The organism is Maribellus luteus, assembly GCF_003576475.1.
Classification (GTDB): Bacteria; Bacteroidota; Bacteroidia; order Bacteroidales; family Prolixibacteraceae; genus Draconibacterium; species Draconibacterium luteum.
The window spans coordinates 223,857-244,646 of record NZ_QWGR01000002.1; the positions used below are offsets into that span (position 1 = coordinate 223,857).

Annotated in this window: 13 protein-coding genes; 5 read left to right on the forward strand and 8 right to left on the reverse strand. The window is 43.1% G+C overall.

The annotated features are described in order from the left end of the window. Positions 1-18: 18 nt before the first annotated feature. The 3 genes from D1614_RS03745 to D1614_RS03755 all read right to left on the reverse strand — a co-directional run bounded on the left by D1614_RS03745 (position 19) and on the right by D1614_RS03755 (position 5,400). Positions 19-3,555 carry a SusC/RagA family TonB-linked outer membrane protein gene (locus tag D1614_RS03745; RefSeq protein ID WP_162304397.1) on the reverse strand — a complete coding sequence of 1,179 codons (3,537 nt, stop codon included), beginning with the start codon at positions 3,553-3,555 and terminating at the stop codon, positions 19-21. A gap of 119 nt (positions 3,556-3,674) precedes the next feature. Then, positions 3,675-4,658: a FecR family protein gene (locus tag D1614_RS03750; protein WP_119436556.1), complete on the reverse strand. Its 984-nt coding sequence runs from the start codon at positions 4,656-4,658 to the stop codon at positions 3,675-3,677. Between the two features lie 184 nt (positions 4,659-4,842). Then, positions 4,843-5,400, reverse strand: coding sequence for an RNA polymerase sigma factor (locus D1614_RS03755; RefSeq protein WP_119436557.1), 558 nt, complete (start codon positions 5,398-5,400; stop codon positions 4,843-4,845). Positions 5,401-5,715: 315 nt separating this feature from the next. On the opposite strand from D1614_RS03755, the gene radA reads away from it, so the two are divergent. The 5 genes from radA (at position 5,716) to D1614_RS03780 (ending at position 10,507) form a co-directional block, all read left to right on the forward strand. Further along, entirely contained in the window at positions 5,716-7,074 is a 1,359-nt protein-coding gene (radA, locus tag D1614_RS03760) for a DNA repair protein RadA (RefSeq protein ID WP_119436909.1), read from the forward strand. A gap of 327 nt (positions 7,075-7,401) precedes the next feature. Then, positions 7,402-7,803 (forward strand): DUF4296 domain-containing protein, encoded by a 402-nt coding sequence (locus D1614_RS03765; protein WP_119436558.1) that lies wholly within the window; start codon positions 7,402-7,404, stop codon positions 7,801-7,803. Positions 7,804-7,812: 9 nt separating this feature from the next. Further along, positions 7,813-9,006, forward strand: coding sequence for an amidohydrolase family protein (locus D1614_RS03770; protein WP_119436559.1), 1,194 nt, complete (start codon positions 7,813-7,815; stop codon positions 9,004-9,006). A gap of 107 nt (positions 9,007-9,113) precedes the next feature. Continuing rightward, a complete protein-coding gene (dusB, locus tag D1614_RS03775; RefSeq protein WP_119436560.1) occupies positions 9,114-10,127 on the forward strand; it encodes a tRNA dihydrouridine synthase DusB in 1,014 nt (337 codons plus the stop codon). Beyond that, complete coding sequence (locus tag D1614_RS03780; RefSeq protein ID WP_119436561.1) at positions 10,124-10,507, forward strand: YkvA family protein; 384 nt, start codon at positions 10,124-10,126, stop codon at positions 10,505-10,507. The genes dusB and D1614_RS03780 overlap by 4 nt, the downstream gene beginning before the upstream one ends. Before the next feature lie 160 nt (positions 10,508-10,667). Here D1614_RS03780 and D1614_RS03785 read toward each other — a convergent pair whose 3' ends face one another. The 5 genes from D1614_RS03785 to D1614_RS03810 form a co-directional block, all read right to left on the reverse strand. After that, positions 10,668-13,502 (reverse strand): M16 family metallopeptidase, encoded by a 2,835-nt coding sequence (locus D1614_RS03785; RefSeq protein ID WP_119436562.1) that lies wholly within the window; start codon positions 13,500-13,502, stop codon positions 10,668-10,670. Positions 13,503-13,694: 192 nt separating this feature from the next. Then, positions 13,695-15,104, reverse strand: coding sequence for a RagB/SusD family nutrient uptake outer membrane protein (locus tag D1614_RS03795; protein WP_162304398.1), 1,410 nt, complete (start codon positions 15,102-15,104; stop codon positions 13,695-13,697). A gap of 105 nt (positions 15,105-15,209) precedes the next feature. Beyond that, positions 15,210-18,719 (reverse strand): SusC/RagA family TonB-linked outer membrane protein, encoded by a 3,510-nt coding sequence (locus D1614_RS03800; protein ID WP_162304399.1) that lies wholly within the window; start codon positions 18,717-18,719, stop codon positions 15,210-15,212. Between the two features lie 147 nt (positions 18,720-18,866). Beyond that, positions 18,867-20,042: a FecR family protein gene (locus D1614_RS03805; RefSeq protein WP_119436566.1), complete on the reverse strand. Its 1,176-nt coding sequence runs from the start codon at positions 20,040-20,042 to the stop codon at positions 18,867-18,869. 128 nt (positions 20,043-20,170) lie between these two features. Beyond that, positions 20,171-20,770, reverse strand: a complete 600-nt coding sequence (locus D1614_RS03810) for an RNA polymerase sigma-70 factor (protein ID WP_147384005.1) — start codon at positions 20,768-20,770, stop codon at positions 20,171-20,173. Positions 20,771-20,790 lie beyond the last annotated feature (20 nt).

Here is a 20,790-nt window from a genome sequence, read left to right on the forward strand (position 1 = left end):
TAACTACTTATTTGTTTCTTAAAAATTGGCTTTCACACTAAATGTAAAGGAGGTTTGAAGTGGAATATTCGAACCTTGCACCATGGCTTCCGGATCGCGGCCGTTCAGGTCTTTGTGGGTAAGCGACCATAGGTTTTGTCCCTGTATCTGCAGGTGGATATCGCCAACCCCGGTAACTTTGTGCTTTTCTTTCCGAAGGTTATAGCCGATCGCAGCATTGCGCAGTTTTAGGTACGATGCATTCACCACCCGGATGTTGCTGTTGTTGTACATGTAGGGAATGTCATATCCCTGTATCTGCATGGCATACTGTGTTTCCAGGTCGAGAATGGCCGGTACACTGGTGTACTGTTCATCGCCGGGGAATTGCCAGCGGTTCACCATTTCCTGCGAAACGTTTTTGGTGTCCTCGTAATAATACTGGTAAACCGGGTCGAGCCGCGTTTTATTTCCGCCACTGTATACAAACAGCAACGAAAAGTTGAAGTCTTTGTACGTCAATGTATTCGTGATCCCTCCCGAGTATACGGGCTCGCGGCTTCCCATGTATTCCAGCGCATCCATGTCGCGGGTCGAAAGGTCCATTCCGTACACTACATTGTCATCAGCGTCATAGAAAGTCGGGATACCGGCTTCATCCAGTCCGGCAAAGCGGAAAGCATAAATACCGGTCATCGGGTTTCCTTCCACAGGTGCGACTATATTGCTTGCTGTAAGCGTACGAAGTGTTGGGGTATAAAAAGCCTCGAGAACTTCGTTTTTGTTATAACCAAAGGTGAAGTTGGTTGACCACGTAAGTTTGTTTGTCCGTATGTTGGTCGAGGACAGTGCCAGTTCGATTCCCTGGTTACGCATACTTGCCCAGTTCAGGTTTACCTGGTCGAAACCGGTAACCCTGGAAACCGGATATGGGCTGATGAGATCGAAGTTACTGCGGTTGTAGTATTCCACGCTACCGCTGATATTGTTTTTAATCGAAAAGTCGACAGCCAGGTTATAAATATGTTCCTTTTCCCACTGTAAATCCGGGTTGGGCGGTTGCATTACATAGAGTACTTCTTCTTTGTCGGTAGGGTCGATGGCATACGACAGGTCATAATAGGCCAACACTTGTGGCGAGAAGCTTCCCGAAACGTTGCCTCTAAGACCAAATGATCCTCTCAGTGCAAGGTTGGAAAAGAACTTCTGATCTTTCATAAAGCCTTCCTGGGTGATGTTCCAGTTGGCGCCCAAGCTCCATATAGGTAGGAAACGGTAACGGGCAGCTCTTCCAAACTGGTTCGACCCGTCCGAACGCATGTTCCCGTTAAGGGTATATCTTCCTTTGTAGGTATAGGTTGCAGTGGCAAAGTACGAGAACAAGTAGGTTGGGCTGGTATTTAAGCCAAAATACGGATCGAGCGAATAAACTTCGGCGCGTTTAATGGGCAAGTAGCTCGGATTGGCTGATTTGCCGCGGTAGTATTCGTAGCCGTAACCAAATACATAAGAATAATCGTAGATTTTGCTCCGGTATTCCTGTCCTCCAAAAAGATCTACCTTGTGGTCGTCAAATATTTTCGACCAGGCAATCGTATTTCGGTTGGTAAAAAACGAACTGCGGTCGTCGTTGGTTTGCATCAGCCCGCCGCGGGGAAGAATGCTTACACCTTCGGAGGGGGCATCTTCATCGTCCGAATCAACAAAAAAGTAATCGGAATTATCGCGGTAAACATTGGCCACGTTCGAATTCTCGGTATAGATCCGCTCAACATGGGCATAGGTTTTCCGGAACGAAACAATCGAGTTTAAATCGATATTGGGATGGATTTTCCAGTTCAGATCAATTTGACAAAGTGCATCGATGTTGCTCAGGTTCGAAAATGAGTTTTCAATTTCGTTGAAAATGTTCATTTTCGATTTGTTGTAGGTATAGTAATAGTCCGATCCGTCAGCTTCTTGTTCGGGGATGGCCCGGCTGGTTGACAACGCATATACATATGGGTTGGTGTTGGAATTAAATATTTCCTGTTCCTTATTGCTGACGTTGAATTTGATGCCTGCCCTGAAGTTTCTGGCAACATTGTAATTGGCTTTAAAGTTGGCAATGAAGCGATCGGTGCTTTGCCCGACTGTATTGCCCATATCCTTGAAATAATTCAACGAAAAGTAATATTGTGCACGTTCAGTACCGGAAGTGATACTAACGTTGTGCTCCATTTTAAAAGAGTTTCTGAACAGCAGGTCGAACCAGTCGGTATTTTCTTTCCGAAGGCGGTAAACTTCCTGTTGAAATTGTTCGTCGGTAATCGATTTGTCGTAGTAGCGCATCACGGCCTGTCCAAAACCTCCGGCATAGTAATCGAGGTTGTTGTAGTTCATCAGGCCTTTGTTGAACATTTCTTTCGACAGTAATATCCTGTCGTTGGAATTCATCATGTAAAAATCAGCGATTTCAGGCTTCATTTCTGTGGTGAAGTTTCCTGCATAATCAATGCTAAAGTGATCTTTTTTCCCACGTTTGGTAGTAACCACAATTACCCCGTTTACGGCTTGTGTGCCGTAAAGCGCAGTGGCCGATGCATCTTTCAATATCGAAATTTCTTCAATATCATTGGGGTTCAAGCCGCCAATTGCCGAACTAACCAGGGTTGTTGGGTCTCCGGAATACAATTCGTTGGGATTGATTTTTACGGCATCTTCCATTACCACACCATCGATAACCCACAATGGCTCGCGGTTACCACTGATCGATGAATTTCCTCTGATTCGGATCTTGCTTCTTGATCCGGTGGTTCCCGAAACGTTTTCAATTTGTACACCGGCCACCTGTCCCTGAAGCATTTTATCAACTGTTTCGAGTCCCGGTTGCTGAACATCAGCCATTTTTACTTTCTGTACCGACCCTGTAAACTCGCGGCGGTCAACATTCTGAAACCCGGTAACTACTACTTCGTCCAATCCCTGCAGAGAGAGTTTTAATGCAATGTTATAGTGGTTCTTATCATCAATCGCAACCACGTTTTCCTGGTATCCGATCATGTTAACCGTAATGCTTTTTACTTCTTCGGGAATAGTGATTTCAAACGTTCCGTCGAGCAGGGTAGTTGTGCCCTGAAGTAGCCCGTTTATGCGGTAAGTAATGGTTGCAGCTATTATACCTTCTCCGTTTTCATCTGTTACCAACCCGGTAATTGTCCGCTTTTTTTCCTGCACGTTTTTTACTGGTACAACTACCGGTTCTTCCTTTTTTTCTGCAGGAGCCGGAGTAAGTACGATTATTTTTTCTTTTACTTCCACATCCACCGAAAGCTGATCCGACAAGGCATCAAGGATCTTCTCCGCACTGTCGCGCAGATTCACCTGAATCGATTTCTTAGTATCGATATTGGTGGTGCTGTAGAAGAAATTTTTCCCGGTTTGCTTTTTTAAGTGGTCCATCACCTGCTTTACGGTCACGGTTGCAGTGCCCGATTGTGGATTTTCAGCAGAGCTAAAATACGCTGTACTGAACAAGGTCAGTAGCAAAAAGGTAAATGCAGTTTTTCGCATCATTTTTTGTAAATTCTTAATCATGTATGGTTTGTTTTTTTGCATATTTCGTGCTATTCACCTTCGGATTTTGGAAATTCAAAGCCCAATGATGACTCTTCTTCGGTTTCAAACGAAGACAAATTATATGGATGATCTATCTGCTAACTAGAAGGTTGTGATTTAATCTTAATGGTGTTTCCCTCCGTAATAAAATTGATACCTCCGGTTTGGCTTAGCAGCTGAAGGATTTCGTCGAGCTGCTGGTTTTTATCGTATTGACCGGAATACCTTACCCGGGCAGCTTCTGCATCTGTAAATGCAAAAGATACTTCGTACCAGCGTTCCAGTTCTTTGGCAATTTCTGAAAGGTTTTTGTCCTCGAAATAAAAAACCCCGTCTTTCCACGATGTATAAAGTTTTACGTCCACATTTTGAGTGGATATCTCTCCGGTAGCCTCTGAAAATACACATCGTTGCCCGGGGCGCATTAATGTGTTGGGCAGTTCCGGAATGGCCAGGCTAACTGAACCCTCTACCAGGGTTGTTTCAAAAGTCTGGTCATTATCGTAAACTTTCAAATCGAAGGATGTTCCTTTAACTTCCACATCTCCGCGCGGCGTATGAATAACAAAAGGCATTTCGGCATTGTGTACGACGTCGAAATAAGCCTGCCCGCTTACAAATACTTCGCGTTTTTTCCCGGTAAACTCCGACGGAAATTCGAGCCTTGTTTGCGAGTTGATCCATACCTTGGTACCGTCCGGAAGTTCGAAATAATATTCTCCCCCGGTCGGTACTTCCAGTACATTCTTTTTTACGCTGTTTTTTGCCGTATTATTAAGTGGTGTGATGTTCTCCTGAATAATAATCTGATCCAGACTGTGGTCCAACGAATCCAACAGTTCCACGGTTGGTCCATCGGCTAAATACAAAGTTGCTTTTTTTCTTCCGGTATATTGCTCCTGTGCTGTCATTTCACTAACCGGATTGGTCCGGAGCAAGGGAATCAATATCAGAACAGCCAATACTGCAACCAGGGTTGTGCTTCCCACTCTAACCGCAATTCTCCGGTGTTGCTTGCGCGTGGCAGCCGAGTTTACGTTTTCCCAGGCTTTATTGACATCATAGCGTCTTTTGTCTTCCATCGGTTCTTTTGGTTCTGCTTGTTATGTTTTAATGTTTATCTGTAAGTGTTCAAAAAGAAGAAAAGGGTGAAAGAAAAACTAATTTTTTTTTCAAAAAAAATTGCAGGGGAATTGACGGCGTTTTGTTTTATATGTTAGGATACAGCTTTTTGTAGGGTTTCAAGGGGGTGGCTAATACTCTTTTTTATTCAAATTCGGGCTCAAAAGGATAGGGTACTTGCCCGCGAATGATGCTGATGGCCCTTTTGAGTTGAGTTTTTACCGTATTGATCGAAACACCCAGTACATCCGAGGCTTCAGAGTAAGAAAGGTGCTGAAGGTGAACCATTACAAATACTTCCTTGCAACGGGGCGGAAGATTGTTTAACGCCTGGTTCAGAGCTTTTTTGTAGTTAATAGTGCCGGGTTTATTTTCATCGGCCGGCAGACTGTTTGTATAGTCATCAATTAAGACATGCTGTTTTCTGATTTTTTGCTTTAAAAATTTAAGCGCGGCAAATTTTACGCTGCAAAAAAGATAGGCTTCCATCGAGCTTTCTACTTTTTTGTACCTTTTGTATACGATAAAATCTACAAAAAACTGCTGAACAATATCTTCGGCTTCGCTGTCGTCTTTCACAATTGCATACGCATAATTGCATAACTCGCCGTAGTGCTGTTTAAACAGTACCTCAACTATTTTTTTGTTTTTATGCTTACCGCCAATTCTCATGAAACAACCGAAACCTGCTTTGTCTGTCATGGGCAAAAGCCACAATGCAGAGTCTCTAAATTAACTTTTGTGAAAACTATCCCTATCAAACACCGTCAGCAAAATTATAAATTCCGACGAATAATGATTTATAAAGCGTAGGATTAACACAAAATGTAAGTTTTGTCTTAATATTTGAAATTTTATTGATTGCGCTTTTTTGCTGGTGGTCTGCATGAGATCGGATTCAGAATAATCTTTCCAAAAATTGGGTTTTCAGTGTTGTGTTGCAAGAAAGCGGACAAACAGACTTCAGGTAAAGAATCGAATTTTAATGGTAACTTCGCTGTAATTATTTATTTTAATATGGCTTCAGCAAAAACAATATACACCTGCCAAAACTGCGGAGCACAGTCGCCCAAGTGGCTCGGGAAATGTACTTCCTGTGGTGAGTGGAACACCTATGTGGAAGAAATCGTGGCAACAAAGCAAACTACCGGAAAACTGTCGGTGCAGATTTCCGGCAACCAGCCGCTGACATTAGACAAGATCGAAACCGTGAAAAACAGCCGCATTTCGGTAGGTATCGAAGAATTTAACCGTGTGCTGGGCGGGGGTATTGTTCCCGGTTCGCTGATATTGCTGGGGGGCGATCCCGGTATTGGGAAATCTACCCTGGCACTGCAAATGGCGCTGGGTTTGAACGCGAAAAATATTCTCTACATCTCGGGCGAGGAAAGCCTGCAGCAAATAAAACTGCGCGCCGAACGCCTCAGCAATAACACCAGCACTTGTTTGTTTTTAAGTGAGACTTCGCTCGAAAACATCCTGGCTCACACCGAGCAGGTTAACCCTGAACTGCTGATCATCGACTCAATTCAAACCATTTCCACTGAAATGATCGAATCATCTCCCGGATCGGTGGGACAGGTGCGCGAGTGTACAGCGGCGATTTTAAAGTTTGCCAAGAAAAATAATGTGGCGGTGGTGCTCATCGGTCATATCACAAAAGACGGCAACCTGGCCGGCCCGAAAGTGCTGGAACACATGGTTGACACGGTTTTGCAGTTTGAAGGCGACACCAATTACATGTACCGTATTTTGCGCTCGAACAAGAACCGTTTTGGCTCGACCAACGAACTCGGAATTTTTGAAATGCGCAGCGATGGTTTGCGCGAAATCACCAATCCATCAGAGCAACTGATCTCGAAAGTGAGCCACGATGTGAGTGGAACTGCGATTGCTGCCACTATCGAAGGTGTACGTCCTTTCCTGATTGAGATTCAGGCGCTGGTGAGTTCGGCGGCTTACGGAACTCCGCAGCGGTCTTCTACGGGTTTTGATCTGCGGCGGCTGAACATGTTGCTGGCGGTGCTCGAAAAACGGGCGGGTTTTAAACTGATCGCCAAAGACGTATTTCTGAACATTGCAGGCGGGCTTAAAATCAGCGATCCGGCCACCGACCTGGCGGTTATTTGTTCCATTCTATCGTCGAACATTGACATTGCGATTAATCACAAAATCTGTTTTGCCGGGGAGGTGGGATTAACTGGCGAAATAAGGGCTGTCAGCCGGATTGAACAACGGATTGCCGAAGCTGCCAAGCTGGGTTTCTCACGGATTTATGTGCCGTCGCTGAACAAAGGTTTTGATGCGAAGAAGTTCAAAATCGACATTGTGAAAGTAAGCCGGGTGGAAGAAGTATTCAAAACGATTTTCGCATAAACCTGATTAGTTTCAGAGGCAAAACTACTCTGCTTTCACCGGGCCTTCAGCGAAGTAAGCGGCACCAACGAGGCAGTGTTTTATATTGAAATCAGGTTCACGCAAAGATACTGAAGACGCGCAAAGGTCGCAGAGTACTCATTCCCAGTTTCCTTTTTGCGTTCTTTTGGATAAATCATAGCGTACTTTGCGTGAAATTTGTTTTGGAACACCATGGCTGAGGCGAAGACTTCGTTTGACAGGATGAGGACAAAACAAAGGGTAAATAAATTTTTTTAACTTCCGATTTTTGATTTCTGACCGAACTATTTATAATTTGGCACCCTGATGATGAAAAGATTCCAATTTATAGTATTGTTACTGGTTTTTGTTGTGGCTTCGTGCGACGATCCGGTGGTTCCGAAACCAGAAAATCTGATTAAGGAAAGCCAGATGATCGACATGCTGGTAGACATACATTTGGCGGAAGCGACTTATAACAAGTTTCGCTACGATACGATCATGCGAGATAATTCGTCGGTTAACTTCTATTATTCGGTGCTCGACAAATACCATGTTCAGGATAGCTTGTTCGAGCAATCTTTTATCTACTACGCCAGCGTTCCGAAGAATTTCGACAAAATGTACCGGAAAGTAACTTCGAAGCTGAGTGAAATGGAGCAGGAATTATCCGGCAGAAAGCAGGATGAACTGAAGTTAAAGGAAGAGCAGGCCGAAATTGATAAATAGCCCAAAGATGTGAGAAAACTGGCGGCCACATATATTTTCCCCGGAAACAGGCCACCTGTAAAAAACGGACTTCTTGTTTGCGACGACGACGGAACAGTTGTTGAATTACAGGAAAGAGCTGATAACTGGCGCGAAGAGGCCGGTGTGGAATACTACAGCGGCGTTATTGTTCCGGGCTTTGTAAATGCACATTGTCACCTCGAACTTTCTCATTTACATAAAAAAGTAGCAGCAAAAACCGGTATGGGCGGTTTTCTCGGGCAAATTAATAAGCTCCGAAAGGCAGAGCCCGGGCATGTTCTGAAAGCCATGCAGCTGGCCGATCGTTTGATGTGGGCTGCAGGAATTGCTGCGGTAGGCGATGTATCTAATTCAGGGACTTCCATTCCGGTGAAGCAAAATAGTAAAATAACTTACCACACCTTTGTAGAAGCTTTTGGTTTTCATCCTTCGCGTGCCGAACGGGCTTTTGATCTGGCGGTTCAGGCCCGGAATGAGTTCAACCGAAGCGGACTTCCGGCAAGCATTGTCCCTCACTCGCCTTATTCTGTTTCAGAGCTACTTTTCAGAAAAATACAGGCCGAAGCAGTGCAGAATGGCGGTATTCTATCGATTCACAACCAGGAAAGCCAGGCCGAAGAGCAGTTTTTTAACGAAGGTACCGGGGCGATTGCAGAGCACTTACAACAGAACATTGGCCTCGATCTTTCGCAGTGGCAGGCAGGCAGAGGCACTTCATTAAACTGTGCAATGGAATTTCTGCCGGCAAAAAATACCTTGCTGCTGGTTCATAATACGTTCACCAGCGAAAACGATCTGCAAGATCTGGAACTACAACGGTCGATGGAAAATACTTTTTTAGTACTCTGCCCGGGTTCCAATTTATACATTGAAAATGCGCTTCCTCCGGTCGAGCTTTTCAGGAAGTATGGGTTGAATATTTGTTTGGGAACAGACAGTCTGGCTTCCAATTCGGTTCTTTCCATTTTAAAAGAAATGACCACGCTTCAGCAACATTTCCCGGAGATTCAACTGGAAGAACTTATTAGCTGGGCCTGTGTAAACGGAGCCAAAGCTTTGCATATTTCAGATACTTTCGGAAGTTTTGATACCGGGAAAAAACCGGGGGTGAACCTGCTGACCGGTGTTCAACTGAAAAATCTGCAACTAACGGAACACACCAAGGTGAAGCGACTGCTTTAAAATCCACTGCCTGAAATATTTTCTACCTTTGCCCTGTTTTTAAAAGTTGAACGGTGGCACTGTGGTGGTTAATGCGACCGCCGGCCTATTGATAGAAGGATTTATAGATGAAGATTGGAAATCTTGAACTGGGAAATACGCCTCTTTTTCTGGCGCCGATGGAAGATGTGACTTACAAGTCGTTTCGCTGGATGTGCAAAAAATTTGGCGCCGATGTGATGTACACCGAATTTGTGTCGTCAGAAGCTTTGGTGCGCGACATTCAGAAAACCCGTGAGAAAATGCATCTTTTTGAATTTGATCGCCCGGTGGCCATTCAGATTTACGGACACAACATCGAGTCGATGGTGCGCGCTGCCCAGGTGGCAGAAGAAAGCCAGCCCGATTTTATTGACATCAATTTTGGCTGCCCCATGAAAAAGATCATTCGCCACGGTGCGGGAGCAGCCATGCTAAAAGATCTGCCCAAAATGCAGCAAATGGCAGCAGAGATTGTAAAAGCGGTGAGTGTGCCGGTTACAGCCAAAACACGCTTAGGCTGGACAGCTGCCGACATGCCAATTCTGGAAGCGGCAGAACGTTTGCAGGATGCGGGAATCCAGGCCCTGGCCATTCACGGCAGAACGCGCGAGCAACTGTACGCCGGCGAGGCCGACTGGACGTTGATAGGAGAAGTGAAAAATAACCCGAAAATCCGGATTCCGATTATTGGCAACGGCGACATAAACAGCGGCGAAAAGGCGAAAAGATTCCTGGATGAAACCGGTGTGGACGGACTGATGATCGGACGTGGAGCCATCGGCCGTCCCTGGCTTTTCCGCGAAGTAAAACATTACCTTTCTACGGGCGAAGAATTTCCTCAGCCAACGGTTGCCGAAGCGGTAGATGTACTGAAGGAGCAAATGTTTATGAACCTGGAATGGAAAGACAACGAACGCTCCGGAATACTGATGATGCGCCGGCATTTTGCCAAATATTTTCCCGGTCTGCCCAATTTCAGGGAGTTAAAAATTGCCCTGCTTCGCGCCGAAACAAACCTGGAAGTGGATGAAATTCTGGTGAAAATTGTTGCGCAGTACGGAGATCAGCAACTCGACTTTAATCAATCAAGCTTAAAATGACAAAAAATAATTACAACCAGTATTTTTCAGAAGAGTCGCTTTGGGAGAAACTGAAAAAGTATGCCAAAGTAGCGGGCACAAAAGTAGTTTACGCGGTTCTGCTGCTGTATTACACCATGCAGGACAAAGGAACCGGGATAAAAACAAAGCTGAGCATAGCTGCTGCACTTGGGTATTTTATCCTTCCCACCGATGCCATTTTCGACCTGGCACCGCTAATCGGTTATTCCGACGATTTGGGTGTGTTGCTGTTTGCACTCTCCCAGATTTCGAAAAGTATTACACCGGAAATTAAGATCAAAGCCCGGCAGAAACTCAACGACTGGTTTGGTGAAGTAGACCCCGGCGAACTAAAAGAAATTGATGAGCGGGTGGGCTGACGGATCAACTCTGAGTACGAAAGGCCAGAATTATAAAAAATAAAAGACTGTGAAAATCACAGCCTTTTATGTGTGTGCTCAACGAAGCGTACATTTGCTATTCTATGAAAATTGCGCTGTTTAATCTTATGAAATGTATGAAAAAACGGTTATTGCCATATTATTCTTTTTGTTCCGGCATTAGGTTAAAGTTCTTGTAATTGTCCATTGTGAAAACTTCTCTAGCCATGTTTTGTATGTCCTGATTCGTGATCTGTTGTAACGTAGGGATTAGTTCTGGAAAATCGTTGAATTCCATACTGTACACGAGGTGTTCCTGTATTAGTTCCATCCAGTAATCGTTTGTTTCACGCGAAGTTCTGTCGTCGTGCTCAATTTGTTTTACAATGGAGGTCAGGTCATCCCCGGTAATTCCTTCGGTTTTTATTTTCTTAATCTCACTAAAAACAAGCTCCTTCAGTTCATCTACCCTTTCTGGATCGCAAACAAACTGGATGGATACGCTCAGGTTCGCTTTTGGGTAGGGAGAGAAATAAGGATAGGCACGAATGGAATACACACCTCCTTGTTTTTCCCTGATGTTTTCCATTAGCTGGTTTGATAAAGCATCGCACATTACCTGCGACACCATTCTGTTTTTTTGCGAATAGGCCATTTCTTTGTCCGGAAAAAGTATTCTTACCACGCTTCGTTGCTCTTTGGCCAGGTACATGGTGTGCTCGACCTTTCCTGGCTTGGGCTCAATTCCCCTGTCAATCCAGCTTTCTTTGTTATCCCCGTTACCAGGTAAACTACCAAGGTATTTTTCAACCAATGGTTTCAGGGTTTCCGGGTCGAGGCTCCCCGTAAAAAAGAATGAAAAATCGCCGGCATTGGAGAATCGTTCGCGGTAGGTAGTGTATACCGTTTCGTAATCGAGTTCGCTGGCAACACGGTCTACAGTTACGGGTCTGGACCGCGGATGATCGGAGGTCATGATCCGGTTTATCGAATCGCCCCAGACAACATTCGGATCAAGGTATTTATTCTTTAACTGCATGTTTATTTTTTCGAGCAATGCGTCGTATCGGGGTTTACTTTCCCGGGGGGCAGTAAAATACAAATAAGCAATTTTTAACATGGTTTCCAGGTCTTCAACGGTAGAGTTACCTCCCATGCCTTCGGAGTAGTCGCCACAACCCAGCCGGACCTGTACCATTTTTCCTGAAAGCGCTTTTGACAGGTCGGTAGGGCTGAATTCGCCAACCCCGACATAGGAAATTATATCGGGAGCAAAACTGGCCGATAAATAATCGGTGTCGTCATACACCGAAAAACCTCCCGGGCTGTATGCTCCAAAATAAATCTGGTCGTTTTTGTATTTGGTTGGTTTAAGCAGTACCCTGGCTCCATTGGATAACTTCCATTCCACAAGGTCTTCAACACCTTCCACTATGCTTTCTTCTACTACTTTTCCCGGAACCGGTTCTTCTGGAAGAAGCTCTTCCAGACTTTTTTCTTCCGAAAAGGCTTCAAGTTCTTTCGCTTCAACCTCCGAGAAAATACTTAATACGCTTGCTTCGTCCGGTAAAATATCTTTACCTTTTTCGGGGGCATTGATAATAACGACCCGGTTTTCACGGGTGGTTAACAATTCACCGGCTTCTCTTATTTCCTTTAAAGAGATGTCTTCAAGCAGCTCTTTGGTAAGGTCGTATTTATATTTTGGGTCGATCAGGGCAACTTCAGACAAGGTAAAATTATTTACATAGTCATCCACGTAATCTGAAGATTCCCGGGTGTTTTTTTCGCGGAATGCTTTACCGGCATTGCTTATAAATTTCTTCTTTGTGCGTTCAAATTCGTCTTTGGTAAAACCGAAACTAAAAGCTCTTTTATTTTCTTCCAATATGGAAAAGATTGATTCTGCTACTTTGTCTTCTTTTACAGTAGCCCTTAGCGTATACATCGATTTGGGGCCGATAAACTGTGAATAACTTGCCCCGGCGCTAAAAAAGGGTGCAATGATGTCTTCGTCGTCAGCAACCTGCAAAAGCCGGTCGGTTAACATGCTAATGTATAAATTGCGAACCAGTTGGGTTCTGAAATCACCAACCGTTTTGATCGGTGTAAAAGGGTGTTTAAAGTAAACAGAGACAGAAGTTGAGTTTAGTTCTTCGTCGGTAGAATGGCCTACCAGCGTTTCCGGGTGATCGGGAATTTCTTCAGGTGTTTTTTCGCGGGGAGTATTATTCTTCGGAATTTTCGAAAAAAGGTCCTTTACCTTTTCCTCCATTTCGCGGATGTTGAAATCGCCAACAATAACAACGGCCTGTAAGTCGGGGCGGTACCAGTCTTTTCGGAAGCGGCGCAACGCCTCTGGTTTTCCGTAATCGATTACTTCGTAGGTCCCGATTACATGGCGTTCGGCATATTTCGACTGGTGTAATAAGTAAGGAAGTGCGTTATTCAGCAAGCGCCCGCTCACATCATACCGCGTGCGAAATTCTTCATGAATTACGCCTCTTTCTGCATCAATCTCTTCGTCCGAATCAGTTATTGCACAGGCCCAGTCACGTATTGCGAGTAATCCATTGTCTATGTATTCCTCGTTTTCGGCAGGAATACTAAGCTGATAAACCGTTTCGTCGAAGGAGGTATAAGCGTTTATTTTTTCTCCGAATTTTGAGCCAATCGATTCAAAATATTCGATTAGCTTTTTATCCGGGAAATATTCGGTTCCGTTAAATGCCATGTGTTCGCAAAAGTGGGCAAAACCACGTTGGTCTTCATCTTCCAGCACCGATCCGGCATTAACAACCAGGTTCATGTGTATTTCGTTCTTAGGGCGCCGGTTGTGTTTGATGTAATATGTCAGGCCATTTTCAAGTTTTCCAATTTTAACGTCAGGGGTTATGGGGAGTTTCTCTGCTGATTTGTCTTTACAATTTGTAAAAGTAAGTGCCACTAACAATAGGTGCAGAATGACATTATTTTTAGTTATAAAGCGATTCATTTTGTTGGATTTAATAATTCACCGTGATATAAAAAATGCTCTTCGGAAATTGTTTTGTACCCGTGCTTTCATTCATTTACGGGGTATTATATTTCCGAAAATGAGCGACCTAACTCTGTTAATGGGAAAAAAGAAGGAGGCAGATGAATGCCTCCCGCAATTTTATTTATTCAATTACCTGGGAGGATAGTTTTAATTTCGTCCGGCACGCGGATTTTGTTCAATCTTAGGATTCAGGGCTATCACTTTTTTAGGGATTGCCAAAACATAATTTTCGTCATCCGGTTCAATGGTATAAGTTTCTCCTTTGAACGTACGGGTAATGGTTTTGGCAAACCGGGGCTCTTTGTTTAACCTTTTAAGGTCGAACAAGCGCTGGCCATCCAAAAACAGTTCAACTCTTCTTTCTTTTAGAGCAAGGTTAAGGGCCTCGTCGCTACTCAAATCGGTTGGATACGCAACAAAGGCTCCTTCGTTAAAACGTTTCTCACGCAGTGTATTTAAATCATTAATGGCAGCAGCTGCATTTCCCAAACGGGCATTACATTCTGCCCTGATAAGATACAGTTCTGCAGTATGTATTCCGGAACGGTGCCGTAATCCTGGCGCAATAATGGAAGGGCCATGCAGGTTTGGTCCAAACATCGAAGCTTCGATAAACGAAAAGTAGTAACGGCGGTCACCTTCATCGTATAAGGCTTTTAACTCATCGGTTATGTATACGGCAACAGTATAGGGGAAAGGGAAAGATGGGCTTCGGCCCCAAACTGCTTCCTGATCATCGATAACAACACTCGGCCAGGGGAATGGGCCCATAAATTTGGGCATGAACGGATGAAAGTCGAACGTTTTATAATCGTATAAGAACGAGTATTCCGAAAGCGATTTGTTGGCATATTCCAACGCTTTGTCAAATTTACCCATATTAAGGTACATCTTGGCCAGTAAGCCTTGTACGCCAGGTTTGCTCGGTCTGTAATTGAATTCCGGTGTAAGCGGCAGCACTTTTTCAGCTTCCAGTAGATCATTTTCGATTAAGGAATATACTGCCTGAACAGTAGTTCTTTCGAGCGTAGCATTCACATCAGCTTCAACTGGCATTGGGACTCCCAGGTCGGTTGCACTGGTAGTATTATCGTATTGTTTGGCATACAGGTTTATGAGCCAGAAGAAAGCATGTGCCCTTTGGGCCAGCGCTTCTCCTTTTACCTGCTTCCGTAATTCTTCATTATTTCCTTCTGCTTGATCAATGTTGTCTAAAACCACATTGCAAACGTAAATTTGCCCATAGAGTGACTCCCAATCGGAATCCGGGTCATCGGTACTCAGATAAATGTGATCCCGGAATAAATAGGTATTTTCGGTCTCGATAATTTTTGTAAACAACCGGTTGATCTCATCGTCATACATGACTATCTCGTCCGATAATTGAAACATATTAGTTGGACCAATCTGGAATTTATTCCGGTTGGACATTAGTTCCTGGTAATGGTCGATTGTTTCGGGAATAACTTTTCCCTTAGGGCTAATGTCCATGTAGTCTTCGCAACCCAGAAAAGTTAAAGTTGCCAGAGTTAAAGTGAGTATAATTATTTTCTTCATCTCGTTATATTTAAAATTTTTCAATGGCATTCGATGAAACTTGCTTAGAATGATCCTCCTGTATGGAAATCCTGATTTCTACACTCGTTTCATCCTTCCCATTATTTAAAATTGAACTCTTATTCCGAAAGTATATTCAGGTGTGATACCAAAATTTACCCCTCCCATTTTATCTGAAGTTTCCGGGTCAACATCTTCGTCATTTTTAGTCCAGAGCCACAGGTTGCGTCCTTGCGCTTGTAGTTGCACATTGTCAAACAGTCTCCCTGTTAAACGCTTGGGAAGATCATACGTGAGGCTTACGTTGCTTAAACGGATGTAGGACGCCGACTGTGTCCGAAAATCACTGTACTGATAAAAGTCGGTACGCTCACCTTTATTCGAGTAGTTATCCGGCGTTTTAGGAACATAAGTATGGTCCTCGTCTCCCGCTTCTTTCCAGCGCTTGGCAATGTCTGAGCTCAAGTAAGCACCGTTGTGCATAGGAGATGGCATACGCATCATATGTCCCAGTTTGTATGAAAAAATTGCGTTCAGAGTGAGCCCTTTATAATTCCATGTGTTTGAAAATGCCCCAAAAAACTTAGGCGCGAATGATCCTGAATAAACCAGCCATTCGTGGTGTTCCAGGTCGGGCTCTTCCCAGGAAACAATGTTTCCTTTATCATCGTAAATCTGTGGTTCTCCTTCGCTGCTCAAACCTGCCCATCGGTAAGAATAAAGATGGTCGAGAGGTCTTCCCAGTATTTCTTTACCCGGCAGATAGTAAAGGTAGTTCCACACGGTAGGGTTGGGATTGTATACTTTTGTTACTTCGTTTTTGTTGTACGAAATATTTATCCCGGTTTCCCAGGTGAATTCCCCGTCGAAAACAAGCGCGTCGATATCAATGTCGAATCCGTTGTTTTTTACCTCTGCAGTATTTTTATATACCTGACCAAAGCCATTGGTGGGGTCTGAGGCGACATAACCTAAAAGATCGAAACTTTTCCTGTTGTACAAATCAATCCGGGTACTGATTCGGTTGTTGAATATACTCAAGTCAATACCAAGGTTATTGGTGCGGGTGCTTTCCCACTTCAGTTCTTTGTTTTCGGGTGACTCAATGTCCAGATAACCTTCTTGTGTATAATAATCTTTATCAGCGGCTGCAACAAGTTCTTTACTGGTTTTTTTGTCGATATTCCCGTTTACACCTGTTGTAAACCGCAGATTCAGGTAATCGATTACATCTACGTTGAAAAAGTCTTCTTTTGATATTTTCCAGGCACCTCCAATACTGTACAAAGGAGTGATACGGTCGTTAACACTTGCTCCAAAAAGATTTGATTCGTCCATCCGGGCACTTGCCGAAATGGTATATTTCTGGTTGTAGGTATACGAGGCATTTCCATAGGCAGAGAAAAAACGGTTTTCTATTTCAGTACGCCGCAATTCCCAGTTATGAACACTGTAATAACCTGGTTGCCCTCTCCAGTTGTAGTATTTACCTCCGGCTAGCCCCCTTTGGTCGATGTAGTCGTATGTTAACTTATCTTTGTCGTAATTATTGTATAACTGGCCATGGCTTCGGTGGATGTTTCTGCTGACTTCTGTTCCCAGTATGGCAATTACTTCGTGTTTGCTGTTGTTAAACGACCGGTTAAAGTTGAATTGGTTCCTGAGCGAATAAGCATTCATTTTATTGTTTGTTATAAACAAGGTTGGTCCGTTGGGGAATTGGTACGTAAGATTCCCGTTTTCGTAGAGTGTAAACTTGTTTATCCAGTCTCTGGAATACCAGGTCTCCGTGTTATAATATGATTCTTTTTTGTAATCACGTTGTTCATATACAAATTTTGAATCAAATGTTAGCCCGTCAATAATACCGTAGTGGAGACCAAGGTTTATTCGGGGAGAAAAACTATTGTATGAATTATCTTTGTTGTCAAAATCCTGTTTAAGGTTATAGGTCCAGTTGTGATATCCTTTTGCTTCCAATTCCTGTGCTTCAGCCAGTGTCATTTGATTCGAGGATGGCCCGTTACTCCAACTTGGCACATAATTTCCATTGTCGTCCAGGATTCTTTCGTAGGCATTGTAGTCTTTTAAAGAATATAGGGAAATGCCATTTTGTTCTCCTTTGTTGTAATTTCCGCTGATGATCAGGTCGAAACGTAGTTTTTGGAGGAGTTTGAAACTATTTTTAACCATAAAGTTCAGGCTTTCATTGTTGTTGCCTATGCTGTATGATTTGTTATTCTGGTAGTTTACAGAAGCATAGTAATTGCTAATTTCAGTAGCGCCCAGTACCGATAAGTTGTATTGCTGAGAAACACTGTTCCTGAAAAACAGGTCGGTGGCTTCGTCGAATATGTTGTTTGAACGAAGTTGATTGAAAATGGAATTTGCCTCGGCTTCAGAAATCAGTCCCTGGTGTTGCTTTCTTTTGGCATCCATAACGAGTGACAGTCCATCGGAGTATCCCGTCTCGTTCAGATTCCAATAGCCTTTTTCTATTTGTTCAAGATGATAATCTACGGTTGTTGGTCCATCGGCTAAACGAAGGTCATCCAGGTCTGGCATTTTAGAAATGTTCAATGTTGAAGAAAAGTCGAATTTTGCATTATTTCTGACTTTTGCATCGCCGGGTGCCTGTATCCCTTTCCCGCTTTTGGTGGTGATTACAATCACCCCGTTTGATGCCCTGACTCCCCAAATGGAAGCAGCAGCAGCATCACGCAATACGGTAATGCTTTCGATGTCGTTGGGATTAATATTGTCAATGCTGGATTCAATGGGGAAGCCATCCAATACAATCACCGGTGCGGTTGAGGCATTGATAGAGCTTTTCCCACGGATAGTTATATTATTATTTCTATCTATCAGGACACCCGGCAACATACCGCTTTGCAATTTATCGGTAAGTGAAGTTGAGCCGATTTGTTTATCCAGATCGTCGCTTTTAACCGACACAAAAGCACCGGTAGCCCTTTCGCGTGAAAGGGTTTGATAACCGGTTACAACAATGTTGTCAAGGTTTTGGATGTCGCTTTCGAGCACGATTAAAAAATCCGACTCCTTCCCAACTTCAACTTCCTGGGTTACAAATCCCACAAACGAAACCTGTATACGGTTTTTATCCTCGGGCAGCAATAACTCGAAATTCCCGTCGGTATCAGTGGGTACCCCTATGGCGGTTCCTTTTACAAGAATATTTACACCAGGCAGAGTTGTTCCGTTTTTGTCTTTAACCTTCCCGGTAATTTTTTTCCCTTTTGGTTCCTGTTTTTGAGTCTTTCCCGACTTTACCTTAGTGCTTTGTTCTTTTTTTTCAGCCTTTTTAATAACAACAACTTTATCAATTTCGGTGTAAGTCAGATCGGTACCTTTCAGTGCCTCTTTCATAAACTCGTGGATAGTTGCATCTTCGATCGAGATTGAAATGGGTTCGGTGTTTTCCTGCAGATCGTCGGTGCCATACACAAATACAAAATCGGTAACGCGCTGCACTTCCCAAAACAACTTGGTCAGGGTGATGTCCGAAAATTTCAAACTCATTTTATTGCCCTGGGAGTAAACATTTGCTGATATTTGCATAATACCCGCAAGCATAAATAAAACAGTTAGCCGCATAATTCGCCTGATTTTTTCCAGCCTTTTGAACCAAAAGGCTGGAAACCTAACATCTTTTTTCATAATTTTAGAAAGTTATTTTTAGATTCAAAAAAACGGAGGTGCGAACTCCGAATTTCAGGAAGTGCTTTTGCATTTCCTGTTTTTTTATCTCTTGTGTATATTAATTTTATTTCCTTCTATTGAAAATTTTATTTTATCTGTTGCTTCAATTAGTTTTAATAACTCATTCAGATCTTCGTAACGGTTAACGTTGATTGAGAAGCGGATGTCTTTCAAATCATCTGATTCGTAGTTTACTTCAAAGTCGTACCATTTCCTAAGGTCGTTGAGGATGTAGCTAATGCGTTCGTCCACAAACATAAATTTCCCGTTTTTCCAGGCTGTAAATACTGCCGCATCCACATTCTGAACGTTTAACTCCCTACTTCCCTCAACAAAATTTGCCTGCTGATTGGGGAGTAGTATAACCTCGTTTTCGTTGGCAATAACTTTTACTTTTCCTTCGCTGAGTGTAGTTTGTGCCAGTTTGTCTTCCGGATAGGCTTTTATATTGAAATGAGTTCCGAGTACTTCAACTTGAACGTGGTTGGTTTTTACAATAAAGGGCCTGTCTGCATCAGGGCTTACCTCGAAGTATGCTTCGCCCGAAAGTTCAACCTCTCGGGTATTACCATCGAACGAAACCGGATACTTCATAGTTGTTGAGGCATTTAGCCACACTTTTGTCCCATCGGAGAGAACCAGAAAAAATTCTCCCCTGTGAGGGATAAGGATGGTATTGTATTGAACCGATTGATTGCGTTTCTTTTTATGGGTGTATTCTATTTTATTGTCAGCAATGTGTATGTCGGTAGCTCCGGCATCGAGGTTTACGGTTGTGTCTTTGTTTTCGAGATCAAGGGTTTGACCATTATCGAGTAGTAAAACTGCCCGTGGTTGGCCGGGATCGAAACTAACCATTTTTGTTGTTTCCACCGGCAATGTAGTTTGACCTCCAACCTTGAACAGGATGTAGATGGCAAGTGGCAAAAGTAGTGTGGCCGCAAACTTCAAGCTTATCATCCAGATGTTGCGGCTAGGTGCTTTGCCTTTCAGCAATGGTTCAATTTCTTGCCACGACTGCTCTTTGCTGAAACGATGGTAAATCTCTTCCCAGTTCTTAAAGTTGTTGTCGTCTCTTAATCTATTGAATAATCGGAGGTTTTCGGGGGATTCATTTAACCATGAATCAAGCTCCTTTTGGCTTTCAGGGCCAATATCTCCACCGATAGACTTGGCTATCAGTTTAGATATTTTCAGATGTTGATTAATACTATCCATGGTAATCTTTTTTTATCAACACGTTACGAATAAAAACGGGTGAATAGAAAATAATTTTTTTATTAAAAATTGTTCATGAGAGGAATAAAAGCAGTTAACCTTGCCCAAATACAATAAATTCAAAGCAATTAGTTTAACAGTACCGAGAGTATTGTTAATGCCAACATATCTCTGGAAAGCTTTTGCCGAAGCGTTGCATATCCATGTCCTTTTAGTGTTTTAACCGTGTTAATGGAGATGTTCAAATGATCGGCAATTTCTTTGTTTTTTAACCCGGCAAGACTCAGTCGGATTATTCTTTTGGTTTGAGAAGGAAGGGCGTTTATTGTTTGATGAAGAAGGGTGTACGTTTCGTTCTCAATGATCATCTGCTTAATATAACTTTGCTCATTGTTTAGAACATATTCAGAGTATTTTTGATGAATTTTTTGCGTTCTCAATATGTTGAAGCATCTGTTTTTTGCTGTTTTATATAAGAAAGCCCTGGCCAGATCAAGGGTTTCAAATTCCGATTTTTTATTCCAATATGTTAAGAAAAGGTCTTGGGTAAGGTCTTGTGCCTCTCTTTCGTCCTTTAGAAAAGTATAAGAAAACACACATAAGGGTTGAAAAAGTGATTCGTAGAATAGTTTAAAAATTTCGACATCTCCTTTTGCAATTTGCCTGATATGTTTATTTCTTAAGTTCATTTGCTTTAGATCGCATAAAAATAAATATTTTATATGCACGATAGCAAATTTCTTCCTGA